The 16480-nt window shown below is 45.0% G+C and carries 12 protein-coding genes; 10 read left to right on the forward strand and 2 right to left on the reverse strand.

Going from position 1 to position 16480, the window contains the following annotated elements; genetic code table 11:
• Position 1: 1 nt before the first annotated feature.
• The 4 genes from PG915_RS21725 (at position 2) to PG915_RS21740 (ending at position 6445) form a co-directional block, all read left to right on the forward strand.
• A complete protein-coding gene (locus PG915_RS21725; RefSeq protein ID WP_042497363.1) occupies positions 2-994 on the forward strand; it encodes an ABC transporter permease in 993 nt (330 codons plus the stop codon).
• Entirely contained in the window at positions 991-1944 is a 954-nt protein-coding gene (locus PG915_RS21730; RefSeq protein ID WP_353499074.1) for an ABC transporter ATP-binding protein, read from the forward strand. Before PG915_RS21725 ends, PG915_RS21730 begins: the two co-directional genes overlap by 4 nt.
• A gap of 7 nt (positions 1945-1951) precedes the next feature.
• Positions 1952-2926, forward strand: coding sequence for an ABC transporter ATP-binding protein (locus tag PG915_RS21735; protein ID WP_418642434.1), 975 nt, complete (start codon positions 1952-1954; stop codon positions 2924-2926).
• 63 nt (positions 2927-2989) lie between these two features.
• Entirely contained in the window at positions 2990-6445 is a 3456-nt protein-coding gene (locus PG915_RS21740; protein ID WP_353499075.1) for a hypothetical protein, read from the forward strand.
• Between the two features lie 119 nt (positions 6446-6564).
• On the opposite strand, the gene PG915_RS21745 is transcribed toward PG915_RS21740, so the two are convergent.
• The gene (locus PG915_RS21745) at positions 6565-7572 is read right to left on the reverse strand and encodes a LacI family DNA-binding transcriptional regulator (RefSeq protein ID WP_042497374.1); all 1008 of its coding nucleotides are present in this window, start codon (positions 7570-7572) and stop codon (positions 6565-6567) included.
• A 782-nt stretch (positions 7573-8354) separates the two neighbouring features.
• On the opposite strand from PG915_RS21745, the gene PG915_RS21750 reads away from it, so the two are divergent.
• Positions 8355-9638 carry a carbohydrate porin gene (locus tag PG915_RS21750; RefSeq protein WP_353499076.1) on the forward strand — a complete coding sequence of 428 codons (1284 nt, stop codon included), beginning with the start codon at positions 8355-8357 and terminating at the stop codon, positions 9636-9638.
• A 275-nt stretch (positions 9639-9913) separates the two neighbouring features.
• On the forward strand, positions 9914-10801 hold the full coding sequence (locus PG915_RS21755) for a MalM family protein (RefSeq protein WP_353499077.1): 888 nt from the start codon (positions 9914-9916) through the stop codon (positions 10799-10801).
• A 42-nt stretch (positions 10802-10843) separates the two neighbouring features.
• Here PG915_RS21755 and PG915_RS21760 read toward each other — a convergent pair whose 3' ends face one another.
• Complete coding sequence (locus PG915_RS21760) at positions 10844-11035, reverse strand: hypothetical protein (protein WP_353499078.1); 192 nt, start codon at positions 11033-11035, stop codon at positions 10844-10846.
• A gap of 369 nt (positions 11036-11404) precedes the next feature.
• Here PG915_RS21760 and PG915_RS21765 point away from each other — a divergent pair, with 369 nt between their 5' ends.
• The 4 genes from PG915_RS21765 (at position 11405) to PG915_RS21780 (ending at position 16474) form a co-directional block, all read left to right on the forward strand.
• Positions 11405-12349: a sensor domain-containing diguanylate cyclase gene (locus PG915_RS21765; RefSeq protein WP_353499079.1), complete on the forward strand. Its 945-nt coding sequence runs from the start codon at positions 11405-11407 to the stop codon at positions 12347-12349.
• 183 nt (positions 12350-12532) lie between these two features.
• Positions 12533-14353, forward strand: coding sequence for an extracellular solute-binding protein (locus PG915_RS21770; RefSeq protein WP_353499080.1), 1821 nt, complete (start codon positions 12533-12535; stop codon positions 14351-14353).
• Positions 14354-14362: 9 nt separating this feature from the next.
• Positions 14363-15451: a microcin C ABC transporter permease YejB gene (locus PG915_RS21775; RefSeq protein ID WP_353499081.1), complete on the forward strand. Its 1089-nt coding sequence runs from the start codon at positions 14363-14365 to the stop codon at positions 15449-15451.
• Positions 15452-16474: an ABC transporter permease gene (locus PG915_RS21780; RefSeq protein ID WP_353499082.1), complete on the forward strand. Its 1023-nt coding sequence runs from the start codon at positions 15452-15454 to the stop codon at positions 16472-16474.
• Positions 16475-16480: the final 6 nt, after the last annotated feature.

Raw genomic sequence — 16480 nt, forward strand, 5'->3', positions numbered from 1 at the left:
TATGGAAAAGTTAATTGACGCTCATAAATATGACCGCGAGAGCAAATTAGCGGTGAGAGAATCTGCTTTCTCGTGGAAAAATATCAAATCAAAACTGGGTAAGGTGTACGCCTTTTTCTATGGCAACCCGCCAGCGATTATTGGTGGTTTTCTTCTGACTATCGTTTTAGCTGGTGCTGTTTTTGCTCCCGCATTTGCAACACATGATCCAGAGCGCCGCGTTGCTCGCCCTCATGTGGCACCAAACGCAGAGCATGTGCTTGGTTCTACTCGTAGTGGTCGTGATGTCTACAGCCAGGTGCTTTACGGAGCACGCAAATCACTAACAGTGGCACTGACTGCCGGTGTGATTGCGATGAGTATTGCTGTGCTGGTGGGTGTATCGTCTGGCTATTTTGGTGGCAAGATTGATGAACGCTTAAACTTCTTAACTAACGTATTTTTGGTGTTCCCACAGTTACCGTTATTGATTGTACTCGCAGCATTCTTAGGGCAGGTGGGGTCCCTCGTTATTACCGTGTTGCTCGGTATCACCTCCTGGCCGTGGGGCGCGAGGGTGATACGTTCTCAAACAATGGCAATTCGTAACAAAGAGTTCATTATTTCTGCTGAAGTAATGGGTGAATCAAAAATTCGCATTATTCTGGTAGAGATTCTGCCAAACCTTATCTCAATCGTATTTGGTGGCTTCCTTGGTACCGTTATCTACGCAATGGGTGCAGAAGCCGGTCTTGGTATTCTTGGTCTAGGTGATGCAACGGAAGTGAGCTGGGGCTCAATGCTTTACTGGGCACAAACTTCGTCTTCACTCTACACCGGCGCATGGTGGGAAATGATGGTTCCAGCAATGGCACTGGCAATTACTGGTGGCGCACTGGCACTGATTAACATGTCGATTGACCAAGTGAGTAACCCGAAACTTCGTACTGGCCCACACATCAAACTGTGGCACAAACTGAAAAAAGAAGCAGATAAAAAGAGAGGCCTACGATGAGCGCTTTACTTGAAATCAATAACCTTTGTGTCGATTACGTATCGCCGAATGGCGTCGCTCGCGCGGTAAACAATGTGAGTTTGACCATCAATGAAGGTGAAACGCTAGGTATTGCGGGCGAATCAGGTTGTGGCAAGAGTACGCTAGCGTTTGCTATCTCTCGTTTACACAAAGCACCAGCGCTTATCTCAGAAGGTGAGATCCTGTACAAGGGTACAGATGTACTAAAAATGAACGACCGTAAGCTGCGCCAGTTCCGTTGGAACGACGTATCAGTGGTATTCCAAAGTGCAATGAACTCACTAAACCCGGTGATTACCATTGGTGAGCAGCTGACTGATGTTATCTTGGCACATAAGAAAATTCCGTATAAGCAAGCTCACGAAAAGGCGGTGGAACTGCTGTCTATCGTTGGTATTCACGGTGATCGTATGGGGAGTTTCCCGCACCAGTTAAGTGGTGGCATGCGTCAGCGTGTGGTCATTGCGGTAGCGCTAGCTCTTGAGCCAAAGCTCATCATCATGGATGAACCAACAACAGCGCTAGACGTGGTCGTTGAGCGTGAAATCCTTAACGAACTGTACGATCTAAAAACCAAATTTGGCTTCTCGATCTTGTTCATCAGTCACGATTTGAGCCTTATGGGTGAGATTGCCGACCGTATTGGTGTTATGTACGCAGGCAACTTGATTGAAATGGGTGAAGCTCAGCAAGTATTTGGTGCTCCAGAGCACCCATACACTAAAGGTTTGGTTGCGTCTTTCCCGACCATCCATGGTCCTAAAGAAAGGCTGTTTGGTATTCCAGGCAACCCAGTGAACCTGCTTGATATCCCAACAGGTTGTAATTTCCAAGCTCGCTGTGGTGAGTGTTTTGAGAAGTGTCAGAAGGTAGAACCTGCGCTTTCACTGCTAGCGAACGGCCGTCAAGTCTCTTGTCATTTGGTTTAAGGAAGTAATGATGCAAAGTAACGAAGTCATCCTATCGGTAAAAAACTTGGTTAAAGATTTCCCTCTAGGCCAATCGGCTAAATCAAACCTAATGCGAGCGGTAAACGATGTGTCGTTTGAACTTCGTAAAGGTGAAGCGCTGGCGATTGTAGGTGAATCAGGCTCTGGTAAAAGTACTGGTGCACGTATCTTGACTCAAATCTATGACAAGACCGCAGGTGATGTCCACTTTAAAGGTGTGCCACTGAATGAATACATTGAGAACAACGGCCAGTTGGAATATGCACGTCAGGTACAGATGATTTTCCAAGACCCGTTTGGCTCACTCAACCCAGTGCACACGATTTATCACCACATTGCACGTCCGTTGATGATTCACAACCGTGCAGACAAGAAAGCTATCCCACAATTGGTGTATGACTTGCTTGAGCTGGTGGGTCTAACTCCAGTAAAAGAAACCGCAGAGAAGTTCCCTCACGAGCTAAGTGGTGGCCAAAGACAACGTGTTGCGATTGCACGTGCGATTGCCGTTGATCCTGAGGTGATCTTAGCTGATGAGCCGATTTCAATGCTCGATGTATCCGTACGTCTTGGTATCTTGAACCTGATGGCGGATCTAAAAGACAAGCATGGTATCTCGTTCATGTATATCACTCACGATATCGCGACAGCACGTTACTTTGCTGAAAAAACAGCGGTGATGTATGTCGGCCATATGGTGGAGTGGGGCGAGAGTGATAGTGTGACTCAGAATCCTCAGCACCCCTATTCGAAGCTGCTACTGTCTGCAGTACCTGAGGTAGGTAAGGCTGGTCGTCGTGACCTCGCTGTGAAGAAAGGTGAAATCCCGCTTTGGAAACCATCGAGCGTAGGCTGTCCATTTGCGACACGTTGCCCGAACGCGACCGATATATGCACTAAAGAGATGCCTGAGACGACACAGATCTCTGAGCAGCACTTTGTTCGTTGCCACAACATGTAATTTGAAGAATCCCAAAAATTTTGCGCTTAGAAGAAAGCGCTTACAAAATCAGAAGTGACCAATATGACGGAACAATTACAAGCTAATCAAGCGTTTGAAGTACACGGAAAATTTATTACTATCAACGACGAACGTTTTTACCAGATTTCTAACGTCGATCAGATGGCACCGTTTTTTATCAGTGTCGTCTCTGCCAGCAACCATTGGCTATTTATTTCCTCAACAGGAAGCTTATCTGCAGGTCGCATTCGCCCTGAGAACGCGTTATTCCCATATCGTTCAGTTGATCATATTCATGAGAATGCTGACAACACTGGCTCAAAAGCGGTGCTACGCGTTAAAAAAGGCGAGGGCAAACCAGCACTTTGGGAACCGTTCAATCCGCACCATGATGGTCTGTATGATGTGCAGCGTAATCTGTATAAAAACGCAGTTGGCGATAAGGTCATCTTTGAAGAGTTAAACCATACACTAGGTCTGGGCTATCAATATAGCTGGTCTACATCAGACAAGTTTGGCTTCGTTCGTGAAACTCATGTTACTAACTTGGGTGAGAACGCGGTTGAGTTTGACATCATTGATGGTATTCAAAACTTGCTACCTTCAGGTGCACCGCTTCAAGCTCTGCAAACGCGCAGTGCACTGGTAGACGCGTACAAATGGAATGAGCGCATTGAAGATTTGCCAATGGCAACGTACAGCATGTACGCCAAGCTTAGCGACCGTGCTGAGCCAGCAGAATCACTGCGTGCAACAACGGTTTTCGGCATCGCGCCTAACGCTCAGCAAGTGACGCTGAACGCCAAAGATGTAGCGAATTTCCGTAAAGGATTACCGCTAAACGCGGAATCACTGACTCGCGGCGAGCGTGGTGCTTTCCTTATCACTCAGTCCCTGACGCTTTCTGCTGGTGACTGTGAATCTTGGACTATCATCGCGGATATCGATAAGTCACACGCTGACGTTGCTGTTCTGAAAAACCAGCTTGTCCTAGACGATGAAATCTATGCGACTGTCGCCAAAGATGTGAAAGCGAATCGTGATGAGCTCAAGTTACTTATGGCTGGAGCGGATGCATGGCAGTTGACGTCATCGGAAGAAACCGCGGTTCACCACTACGCTAATGTGTTGTTTAACAACATGCGTGGCGGCGTTTTTGTGGATGGTTATAAGCTTGATAGCAGCGATGTGCTGGCAACGTTCACTCGTATCAACAAGAAGGTTGTAGAGAAGCACTCTGCATTGCTGCGCACGCTGCCAGAAAACCTATCGCATCCACAATTGGTGTCTATGGCGAAAGATACCGGTGACCAGCAATTACTGCGTATGGCTTACGAGTATTTACCACTTACATTCGGTCGTCGCCACGGTGATCCAAGCCGCCCATGGAACCATTTTGAAATCAAAGTGCGTGATGAAGAAGGTCAGCGTTTGCTCGCGTACCAAGGTAACTGGCGTGATATTTTCCAAAACTGGGAAGCAATGGCGCTCAGCTATCCAAACTTCATTGGTTCCTTTGTAGCGAAGTTTGTCAACGCATCGACTATTGATGGTTACAACCCTTACCGTATTACTAAAGAGGGTGTCGACTGGGAACTTCTAGATTTAGATGATCCATGGAGCAACATTGGTTACTGGGGTGATCACCAGATCATCTACCTACTTAAGTTCCTTGAATTGGCGGATAAGTATCAAAGCAATGACCTTATCGAATGGTTAAGTGAAGAGACATACAGTTACGCTAACGTACCTTATGAAATTTCTGGTGTAGAGCAGTTGTTTGCTAACCCGAAAGATACCGTCACGTTCAACGAGCAAAAGCAAGCGACAACTGAAGAACTAACGGAAACCATGGGCAGTGATGGTCGCTTAGTGATGAGTGGCAATGGTGAGGTCTACCAAGTTAACCTGCTAGAGAAATTGTTGGTGCCACTACTTTCTAAGCTTAGTAACTTCGTGATCGATGGCGGTATTTGGCTCAATACGCAACGTCCAGAGTGGAATGATGCGAACAACGCGATTGTTGGTAACGGTTTGTCTATGGTGACGCTGTACTACATGCGCCGATACGTAACATTCATGCAAAAGCTTATTTGTCGCGCGCCAATTAACGTTGCGCTATCAAGCGAAGTGGCAACGTGGCTGGCTAAAACCAGTGAAGTGCTATCAGAAGCGGCAGCATCATTGCGTGTTGAGAAAATTACACCTCAGTCACGTAAAGCGTTACTGACTAAGCTTGCAAAAGTAGCAGAAGAATACCGTGTGGGCATTTACGCCAACGGTTTCTCAGGAAAGTCGACGGTTGAGATGACGGAAGTGGAAGAGCTACTTCGCGTGTCCAAGACGCTACTTGACCATACGATTCATAGCAACAAGCGTGAAGACGGCCTGTATAACGCTTACAACATTCTTGATCTACAAGGTGATGGTGCCAATGTTGAGTACTTGTACCCGATGCTTGAAGGTCAAGTTGCTATTCTAAGTGCGGGCATCTTAGATGCGACACAAGCGGTTGATTTGCTAACCAAGCTTTTCGATAGCGAGATGTTCCGTGAAGATCAACTGAGCTTTATGCTCTATCCAGACCGTGACTTAACGGCTTTCTTGAAGAAGAACCACATTACTAAGAACCTCGTGGATAATAGCCCGCTGCTGCAAGCGATGCTAGAGAACGATGACAAGCGTATTGTGAATCAAGATATTGAAAACCGTGTTCACTTCAATGCTGATTTCGAAAATGCAGGTGTACTGGAAGCACGCATCGCACAAGTTGCTGCAGACTATCCACGTTTTGGTCGTCAGGACTGGGAAAAAGTCGCTGATATCTACGAACAGACCTTTAATCACAAAGCGTTTACGGGGCGCTCTGGCACCATGTTTGGCTATGAGGGCTTAGGCTGTATTTACTGGCACATGGTTTCAAAGCTATTGCTAGCGGTTCAAGAGAACTATCAGCAAGCGTGGGTAGAGCTGGGCAATACAGAGAAAACTAAGCAATTGGCTGAGTTTTACTACCGAGTCCGTGAAGGTATCGGTTTCAACAAAACGCCTCTAGTGTATGGTGCGTTCCCAACTGACCCATACTCACACACACCAAAACAAGCCGGTGCACAGCAACCAGGTATGACCGGTCAAGTGAAAGAGGAAGTGATCACTCGCTTCGGTGAGCTAGGGGTTGCAATCACTGATGGTGAGATTCAAATTACTCCGAACCTACTCGATAAGTCTGAGTTCTTAACTGAGCCAGTTGCGTTTGACTACTTCGACCTTAATGGTCAGGAGCATCAAATTGATGTAGAAGTAGGTAGTCTTGCATTCACATTGTGTCAGGTACCATTTGTGTACACATTGAGTGAAGAGCAAAATGAAGTTTCTCTTACGGTAGAGTTAGTTAATGGTCCTAAGATTGAAAAAGTGTCGAATATGATTCCTGAGAATTTGAGCAAACACATTTTCGATCGTAGTGGTCAGGTGAAAGCGGTATACGTGACGATTCCAGCGGAAAAACTGGTTATCTAGAAACAAAACGTAAATAAAAAGGCAGGACAATGAATTGTCCTGCCTTTTTTTATGAATGAATGGGAGAAAAACGTGTTAAGAATTGAGCTAATGGTGCTATGTATTAATGACTAAGTGTATTAGCTACTCAATGTCTTAACTGAACCACGGCTAATAATACTTGGCTCAATGGGTTCGATAGGCTGCGATGCGGTACTCTTACCTTTAACAATGGCCATGACTTTCTTGGCGGCGGCGGTGGCCATTTTTTGAATAGGGAAATCAACTGTGGTGAGACCTGGTGTCATATGTTGACCAAAAGGTACGTTATCGAAACCAATAATTGAAATGTCTTCACCCACTTTGATGCCGCGTTCTAAGCAAAGCGTGTAAGCCGTCATTGCGATGTTATCGTTCATACAGAAAATGGCGGTCAGTGGAATATCGCGATCCAAAAGACGACGAATCGCATCGTGATTGCATTGATTATCAAATCGACCTTCAACGACAGCATTCGGATTATAAGCAACACCATAGTGACTTAGCGCATTGCGATAGCCTTGCAGACGATCGCGACTGTCCACTTTGCTTAACTGACCGCTGATACAACCGATTTGAGTGTGACCTTTTTTAATTAGATATTCAGTGGCGAGAAAGCCGCCTTTTTCGTTATCTAACCAAATACAGCGATCTGCCATTTCTGGAATGTAGCGGTTAATCAGTACCGTCGCTTCATTTTGACGAGAAATCTCAAGTAGCTCACTATCGGAAAGGGTATCGACAGTGAGTACCAAACCGTCAACTTTCTTTGAACGCAGAAAGCGGATTGACTCATGTTCTTCATCGTACTCTTCATGACCACTAGTGATGATCAGATGATAATTCTCTGAACGTACCACTTTCTCAACTTCATGCATCATTGGACCATAGAAAGGACCGTCTAAAGTACCCACGAGCATACCAATACTGCATGAGCGATTTGATGCAAGCGCTTGCGCGAAGGTATTAGGCTGATAGCCCAGTTCTTCCATCGCAGCAAACACTTTTTGCTTGTTGGCTTCTTTTACAGAAGAGTGGCCATTGAGTGTCCTCGACACCGTCGCTTGGGATACTTGGGCAAGTTCTGCGACTTCTTTTATCGTAATCAATTTTCGATCCTATCATTCAATCTTATTGAAATTATTGGAAATTTATTCAATAACACCTTTTAACTATACTACAAATAGACAGGTCATTGGTAATCCGAGCGTGGAACGCATAATCCACGACGGCATTCTGTGATCTGGCTTGCGATTTGTAGGCTTGAAAGCATCATATCGAATTGCTTTCTCACGTTTAGTGATAGACGCCACATTAGCAAAAGAAAGCGCTTTCTTTCTGGTGATGAGCCTCATGTTTTGTTCATTCATTGAAATGGATGCTGTGTACATAGTGTTTGCCTGCTATTAATATGGTTATCAAGCAATGAGGAACAAGCGCTTCAATCGTCACTATTCCTCAAAAATCTCACAAATTATGAAAGCGCTTTCTATGTAGTAAGGGTGGCTTTCAGACGAAGGCACGTGAAAGTGCCGCCATATCAAGTGATAGGCTGAGTGTTGTGTAAGATAGAACTGATCAAACGTAAAAGTGTTAGCTTACTAAAGTAAGCGCTTACATTGAGGTGACGCAAAAAAATGATTATTTCGGCTAAATGCTGGGGGACTCTTGCGGCCAAAAATTTGATTAGTAATAGAAAGAGCAACAATGAATTATTCTCTTCCTTTATCTAAGGGAGAGGTGAAAACTAGAAATAGTGTGAATTCAGGTGGGGGTCTGATTTCATTCTTTTTCTAAATGTCAGTGCTAATTAAATAAAAGCAGTGGTTGCTAATTTATTTTCTTGGTATTTAAAAACGGAAAACAATTTATAATAAATCAGGAGCTGATAATGAAATTATCACAAATTTCGCTTGCTTGCCTAATGGCTGGTCTAAGTGCTGCTAGTTCAAACGTGATCGCCGCTGAAAATACACAAGGTTTCGAATTCCATGGTTATTTCCGTGCAGGTGCATTGTATAGTAAGAACGATGATTTTAAACGTTCAAAATTCCCTGCTACAAAAGAGAAGTTAGGTCGTCTCGGTATCGAATCAGATAACCACTTTGAGCTTGCTCTACAAAAGAACTTTGATACTGCAGACGGTCAAGCTATTCGTATTAAGACTCGTGCTGGTGCAGACAACGCGCAGTCTGAGGGTAAAAACCAATTAGGTACCAACGCGGATGCAGCTAACGGTAGCATTGGTTTGGTTGAAACATTCGTTGAATTTGATGGTGTAACAGAAACGGGCACAATGTGGGGTGGTAAGCGTTTCTATGGTAAAGATAATTACATCTTTATGACAGATTTCTTCTATACCGATATGTCTGGTACTGGTGTAGGCGTAGAAGGCATTGAACTTGGTGGTAACAAATGGGATTTCGCTTATATCGCAAGTGACAATGCGGAAGGTGGTTATTGGGGACTCGATGATAACAACCCAATGCACTCAGCTCATGTTGGTGTTAATTTTGGTTCTTTCGAAGTTCACGCTATGGGTAAATACCTCCCGGATAACTTCGTTGATGACGTAGAATATGCTGACACAGGTATGGAAATTACCGGTATCTACCATTCTGATACTGTATTTGGTTTGTCTGAAAAGGGCTTCACTAAATATATTGCACAAGCAGGTAAAGGCTTAGGCTCTGGTCAGTTGTTGGGCGGTACAATCACAACATATAATGCATGGAAACCAGGCTACGGCGGTGCAGCTGGTCCTGCTAATATGAAGAAAATCGACTCGGGTGACGTATCAACACGTGCGTTAATTTGGGGTGGTTACTTCTTTGAAAACGGCGTGAGTATTTTCCACTCAATTCAAGGTCAATATAACGACCTAGAGAAACGTGGTAAAGATTCTTGGGCATCGGCGATGGTACGTCCAACATTCCCAATTTCTAAGAACTGGTCAATTGCAACAGAAGCGGGCTATCAATACGGTGATTGGTCTGACGCAAATGATGTTGGTGGCAGTGCATATGACTACAAACTGACTATCGCACCAACAGTGACAGTAGGTACAGGCTTTGGTCCTGCTCCAGAAATCCGCTTCCTAGCGACGTACCTTGATGGTTCAAGCCGCGATAAGGCAGACCTGCTAGTAGGTATCCAAGCGGATATGTGGTGGTAATGTAAACCACTGTCTATAGAGGGGACGGATATGTGTATCACGGGGAGAGAGCATATCCGTATTTTTCACAATATTCATGATTTGTATTGTGTTTATGCTAAAGATAAAGGGTTTTGGTTCTCGCTTTATCAAAGCTAGTTTTATGTTGCCACTCTAATTATAGAGTGGCTTTTTGTTTGAACTCTAACTTTCCGACAATATGTCGTGAAAGCGGTTACTTTTTGGTTAAAATAGTTCATACCATGACGTAGCCATAAGCAGTAAGGAGTGTTGCCATGTTACGACAAACCATTCTCGCGATAGTACTCGCGACCACCTTTGGTTGTGCGAAACAAGATCAAATCGTACCAAGTGGTGATGATGTGCTCGGGTATGAGCAACTTGCCTCGTCTCAAGGGTGTTGCCAATCAATGGCAAGCCTCAATTATCAAAATGTCACAGAGCCTGGTTCGTTGGATGTTTTGCTTACCCCTCAGTCTGCAAAAGTAGCACTAAAGACCGGGCGCAGTTTTGCTCAAGGAATAAAACTGCCCAACGCGCTTGGCAACATCGATCTTACCGTGTACTCAGTGATCGACAAACAAGTGTTGGTGCCCACCGTTCTCATCCTCGATAGCGACCATCAAGTTGTTGATGTAATTGACGACAACGTCATTCAGCATCGCGAAAGTTCGCTATTGTACAAATCGGGTTTTATTGGTGAGTATTCGGTTCCAAACCGCTATCCTGATGGGAGAGCGCCAAGCTATTTGGTCGTCGTCACCACAGATAAGGCCATGGCGACGAGCTCAGAGCCAATGCCACCAAGTGAGTTTGCTCTGCAATCAGGACAAGTGTCGGCCAGTGATCCGTTTTATTCCACCAACGAGATACCTCACGCCGCCGTCGGACTTGTGACTCTCGAGCTAGATTATCAACCGACAGGGCCACGTCTCGAAACAGAAGCTCAGCAGCAAGAGCGCCAACAAGTTGCGGAGAAGTATGTTGAGGCAGAACCAGAGGGCGTACTTACTGGGGAAAAAGAACAAGCCTTTAATGCCGCTATTGAGCGTGCCGTCGAGAAAGGACAATTTGAGAAAGCATTAAGGCTATCAAAAGAAGCAGAAGCGCTGGGTTCGCAAAGTGCGGAGAAGGCTTTTGTTGAGGCAATGAAGAAGTATTAGACGTAAGTGACAGAGTAGTTTATTTACTACTCTGTCATTACCTTACTTGCTTGTTAGGGTAGGGCAAGGCGTGTTGCTATATAGGGCATAAACAACCGTTTCAGTGCCCGCCGCTTTATAGAGGCAGACATTCGCTCCGCCTTGTCCAGTTGCCACTCCGGCAGGCTCTAATTGTGCGGCATTCGCTGAAAGGGAAAAGCCCAATGCTAGGGCTGCAATAAGTAGTGCTCTCATAACGCAATCCTGAAGTTAAAGATTCAATGACTCAATTAATGTGATTTAAATCACAACTATCGTACTAAGACTAGCGGCTATCGGCTATTTATCAAGCCTGTGGAACAGGGCTATTTCTCTTTGTATCTGCGGTTAATCCCCCTGTTTTCATCCCCTATAATGGTGCTTTTCCAAGTTAAGTTCTCGCTCTGTCAATCTGTTAGGGAAGTTTTTGCAGGATGACTGTGTGACCTTTGTTCAAAATGTGTTCCAGCTATCAAAATTAGGATTTGTGGCGACAAAATAGCCACCTTCTTCTGCAAACTCGGAAAGTTGGGTATAAACTCTAAGGCTATTATATTCAACGTGGTGCACTAAAAGCGTTATTGTATGCTTGATCTGATTTTATCGACTCAACATGAATCCAGCGAAGAACTACTTGGTCTATCTGAGGTATTCGATGCAGTCGATGCCTACATCTTTATTAAAGATGTGGATGGTCATTATCAGTACGTGAATAAAAAAGTGCTCGATACCTTTGGCGTAACCCTTGAGGGTATTAAGGGCAAAACTGATTGGCATTTATTTAGTTTTCGCACCGCAAAAATGATGCGTCTCAATGATAAGCAAGTCGTCGAGAATCGTAAGCCTAGTCAGCAAAAGATTCCTTTTTCAATTGATGATAGTGAGCTTTATCACCTTACCGTGTCATCGCCTATCGTAAAGAACAATCAAGTATTAGGTGTTATCGGTTTTGCTGTTGATGTGTCAAAAGATATGGCCGAGAGACAGGTGCTGTTGGAAGAAGCAAACACTGATGGGCTAACGGGTTGTTTTAATCGCCGCTACTTGCACCTTGCATTGGAAGAAGAGAGAACTAACTACAGGGAATTGGGTGTACCGAGCTCTTTACTGATTATTGATGTCGATCGATTTAAGCCGATTAACGACAAGTATGGTCACTCTATTGGCGATCGAGTCTTGGTTGATGTGGTCGAAGTGATCGATCAGTTTACCCGTTCGGAGGATAAACTGTGCCGTTATGGTGGTGATGAGTTCGTGCTGTTGCTACCAGGCAGTCACGTGCATCAAGCGTATACACTGGCAACTCGATTGTCCCGCAAGATAGATGCGTTGGAGTTTGAAAGCAGCAGTGGAAGTCGATTTAACGTCTCGTGCTCGATCGGTGTTGCCACGCATAGCTCTGATGACAGTAACATTATCGAGCTAGCTGATAAGGCACTCTACAAATCGAAAAAAGGTAATTCAGGCCGAGTACACATGTACTGTCCAGAAACACATAAGATCCAACAAAGTAGTCAATGTGGCGATTAATTCATCGTTTGGCCTCATCACCCTATAGGTTTAACCCAATATTGAAATAACTCCCCCCTCGAACCCTTGAAAACCCCGTCAAATACAGCTATTTATAGATATATACTTAAGAAAATAAGCAAAAAAATACGCTAGCGAAGAAAGGACGCACATTGACGCCCTTTCTTTATTTCGGGGGAAAGGATGACGTTAATAAAACACGCGGTAGTTGCGATGGGAGTAGGGCTGTTTTCATCGGCGGTGATGGCAGCTAATGTGGTTGAGACCACTTCATTGACCGGATTCGGTAGCGCTAAGTATACAGAAAATTTCAAACACTTTGATTATGTTAACCCTGATGCACCAAAGTACGGCAAAGTTACGTTTGGGCAGATGGGCACTTTCGATAATTTCAACCGCTATGCATCTCGTGGTCAACCTGCCGCTGCGACTGGCGAGTTATACGATCCGTTGATGCTTCCTTCCGGGGATGAGGTCGATGCCTACTACCCACTCATCGCGGAGAAAATCCGTTACTCCGATGATTACTCCTGGCTAGAGATTGATATTAATCCTAAAGCACGTTTTAGTGATGGTGTAGCGATTACTGCCAAAGACGTAGAGTTCACTTTCAACAAATTCATGGCGGAAGGTGTGCCTCAGTACAAGGCGTACTATAAGGATGTCAAAAGCGTTAAAGCTATTGATAAGCTTACAGTAAGAATTGATATGTCGGTTCCCAACAAAGAGAAACTGTTCGGTTTAGCGCAGGGCACCCGAGTTCTACCGGAACACTATTGGAAAGATCGAAACTTCTCCGAGCCCCTCAATGAGCCTCCAGTAGGCAGCAGTGCTTACCAAATTGTCGATTTCAAAATGGGGCAAACCCTTACTTACCAGCTCGACGAGAATTACTGGGCGAAAGATCTCTCGGTTAATGTTGGCCGAAACAACTTTAAAACCATCCAATATGACTATTACCGTGATGACACGGTAATGTTAGAAGCATTCAAAGCGGGTGAGTTTGATTTTAGGCAAGAGTCGAGTGCTAAGTTTTGGGCTAGCTCTTACACAGGCAGTAATTTTGACCGTGGCTATATCAAGAAAGAAGAAATTGAACACCACAAGCCTATGAGCACTCAAGGGTTTGTATTCAACACCGAGCGACCAGCATTTAGTGATTCGAAAGTCCGTGAGGCGTTGAGTTATGCCATGGACTTTGAGTGGATGAATCGCAACATGTTCTATAACCAGTACACGCGAACACGTAGCTATTTCCAAAATACGGATTACGAGGCGAAAGGGTTACCTTCGTCGGAAGAGCTAGAAGTACTGGATAAGTTTAAAGATAAAATTCCAGCGCGTGTATTCACTGACGAATATAATCCTCCTGTAACGGATGGTTCTGGCCGTATTCGTCCACAAATGCGCAAAGCGTTTGCCCTGCTCAAAGAAGCAGGTTGGGAGCTTAAAAATAAGGTGATGACCAATGTTGATACAGGTGAGCCACTGAGTTTTGAGCTTCTGATCTACAACCCGACCACAGAGCGTATCGCGATACCTGTTCAAAAGAACATGCGTGCTATGGGTATCGATATGCGCATACGTACGGTTGACACCACTCAATACCTAAAACGCTGGCGTGACCGTGATTATGACATGGTTTCTTCTAGCTACTCGGCACATCGCTACCCAAGTTCAAACCTAAAAATTGTTTGGAACTCGAATTTTATCGACTCCACCTATAACCAAGCTGGCGTTAAAGACCCAGTTATTGACGCACTCACCGATATGATTGCAGACAGCCAAGACGATCCGGAAAGATTAAAGGTTCTCGGACGGTCATTAGATCGAGTGCTGCAATGGAATTATTACATCATTCCTCAGTGGCACATCAAAAAGTACCGTGTCGCGACTTGGGATAAGTTTGAGCGTCCGGATGTTCTGCCTACTTATGATTTGGGTATAGATACTTGGTGGATTTCAGAGCAGAAGGCACAAATGCTTCCTGAAAAACGTCGATAAGAGGATTGCATGGCGGCCTATATTTTCCGACGCTTGTTGTTGGTGATACCAACACTGTGGGCGATCATAACCATTAATTTTTTCATCATTCAGATCGCCCCTGGCGAGCCTGTCGAACAAGCTTTAGCTCAGATGCAAGGCTTGGATTCTGGCATCATGGAACGATTTAGTGGTGGTGGTACAGAGGTAGAGCTTGATGCGGGGCAGGGTGATGTCGCCACAGGCTACAAGGGTTCACGTGGCCTTGACCCTGAAGTCGTAGAAGCGATTAAGGTTCAGTTTGGTTTCGATAAACCGCTTCACGAACGCTACTTTGATATGCTGAAAAATTACGCCATGTTTAACTTTGGCGATAGCTTGTTCCGCGGTGGTAATGTGATTGATTTGATCAAAGAGCGGCTACCCGTCTCGATATCGCTTGGTCTGTGGAGCACGCTCATTATCTACTTGATCTCCATACCTCTTGGGATCTTGAAGGCGATTCATCATGGCTCTCGGTTTGATATATGGTCGAGTGCCGTGGTGATTGTCGGTTACGCCATTCCCGGCTTTTTGTTTGCCATCATTCTTATTATCTTTTTCGCTAGTGGTAACTATTTCAGTTGGTTCCCGCTGCGTGGCCTAGTATCAAGCAACTTTGACCAGTTAACCTGGTATCAGCAGATCGTCGATTACTTCTGGCATTTAACGCTACCCATCCTTGCAATGGTGATTGGTGGTTTTGCGACGCTTAGTATGCTGACTAAGAACTCATTCCTAGATGAAATCAACAAGCAATATGTGGTGACAGCACGTGCGAAAGGTCTGGATGAAAGCAGCATCCTCTATAAGCACGTGTTCCGCAATGCCATGTTGATTATTATTGCCGGCTTCCCTGGGGCTTTTATTAGCATTTTCTTTACTGGTTCAATGCTGATTGAGGTGATGTTCTCGTTAGAGGGCATTGGTCTGCTTGGTTTTGAATCGACGATTCAGCGTGACTATCCAGTGGTGTTTAGCTCCTTGTACATTATGACGTTATTGGGTCTGATTTTGAGCATTATTTCTGACTTAACTTATACGTGGGTCGATCCTCGTATCGATTTCGAGGCGCGATAAATGGCAATGAATCCCCTTACAAAAGCGCGTTGGCAGCGATTTAAAGCCAATAAACGTGGTTACTGGTCTACATGGATTTTCATGTTGCTGTTTATTCTCAGTCTTTTTGCTGAGTTTATTGCCAATGATAAACCGCTATTGGTGGAGTATGACAATCAATGGTATTACCCGATATTTGAGCAATACGCCGAAACCGAGTTTGGCGGTGAATTTGAAACCGAAGCTGACTATACCGATCCGTATGTCATTGAGCTAATTGAAGAGAAAGGTTATTTGATTTGGCCATTGATCCGCTTTAGCTACGATACCATCAACTACGACATTGTTGCCTCAGTACCATCTGCACCAGATAATGTGAACTGGTTGGGTACCGATGACAAAGGCCGTGATGTACTGGCGCGAGTGATTTACGGTTTTCGTATTTCGGTATTGTTTGGTTTTATTTTAACCATTGTTTCCAGCGTGATTGGCGCTGGCGTTGGTGCCACGCAAGGGTACTACGGTGGCTGGGTTGACCTATTTGGGCAGCGATTTATTGAAGTGTGGTCGGGTATGCCGACGCTGTTCTTGCTTATCATCTTATCCAGCTTCGTGGAGCCCAACTTTTGGTGGCTACTTGGTATTATGGTGCTCTTTAGTTGGATGAGCTTAGTCGGCGTGGTGCGTGCCGAGTTTTTACGCTGTAGAAATTTTGATTATGTGAGAGCAGCTCATGCCATGGGGGTCGACGATAAGCGCATTATGCTGCGACATATGTTACCCAATGCGATGGTGGCTTCATTAACTATGATGCCGTTCATTCTTTCTGGCTCGGTAACCACACTTACCTCGCTCGACTTTTTAGGATTTGGTTTGCCTGCGGGCTCTCCATCATTGGGTGAGCTGCTGGCGCAAGGCAAGGCTAACCTGCAGGCGCCTTGGCTTGGCTTATCCGCATTTGCTGTGTTATCTATGATGCTGACTTTACTGGTTTTTGCTGGCGAAGCGGTGCGCGATGCATTCGACCCACATCAACAAGGCTAGGAGAGG

The sequence above is a fragment of the Vibrio sp. CB1-14 genome (assembly GCF_040412085.2).
GTDB lineage: Bacteria > Pseudomonadota > Gammaproteobacteria > Enterobacterales > Vibrionaceae > Vibrio > Vibrio chaetopteri.

Excerpts from the sequence above, each read along its gene's own strand:
- PG915_RS21730 (WP_353499074.1), top strand. The coding sequence starts at position 991 with ATGAGCGCTTTACTTGAAATCAATAACCTTTGTGTCGATTACGTATCG.
- PG915_RS21760 (WP_353499078.1), bottom strand. The coding sequence starts at position 11,035 with ATGAGAGCACTACTTATTGCAGCCCTAGCATTGGGCTTTTCCCTTTCA.
- PG915_RS21740 (WP_353499075.1), top strand. The coding sequence starts at position 2,990 with ATGACGGAACAATTACAAGCTAATCAAGCGTTTGAAGTACACGGAAAA.
- PG915_RS21735 (WP_418642434.1), top strand. The coding sequence starts at position 1,952 with ATGATGCAAAGTAACGAAGTCATCCTATCGGTAAAAAACTTGGTTAAA.
- PG915_RS21750 (WP_353499076.1), top strand. The coding sequence starts at position 8,355 with ATGAAATTATCACAAATTTCGCTTGCTTGCCTAATGGCTGGTCTAAGT.
- PG915_RS21755 (WP_353499077.1), top strand. The coding sequence starts at position 9,914 with ATGTTACGACAAACCATTCTCGCGATAGTACTCGCGACCACCTTTGGT.
- PG915_RS21765 (WP_353499079.1), top strand. The coding sequence starts at position 11,405 with ATGCTTGATCTGATTTTATCGACTCAACATGAATCCAGCGAAGAACTA.
- PG915_RS21770 (WP_353499080.1), top strand. The coding sequence starts at position 12,533 with ATGACGTTAATAAAACACGCGGTAGTTGCGATGGGAGTAGGGCTGTTT.
- PG915_RS21780 (WP_353499082.1), top strand. The coding sequence starts at position 15,452 with ATGGCAATGAATCCCCTTACAAAAGCGCGTTGGCAGCGATTTAAAGCC.
- PG915_RS21725 (WP_042497363.1), top strand. The coding sequence starts at position 2 with ATGGAAAAGTTAATTGACGCTCATAAATATGACCGCGAGAGCAAATTA.
- PG915_RS21775 (WP_353499081.1), top strand. The coding sequence starts at position 14,363 with ATGGCGGCCTATATTTTCCGACGCTTGTTGTTGGTGATACCAACACTG.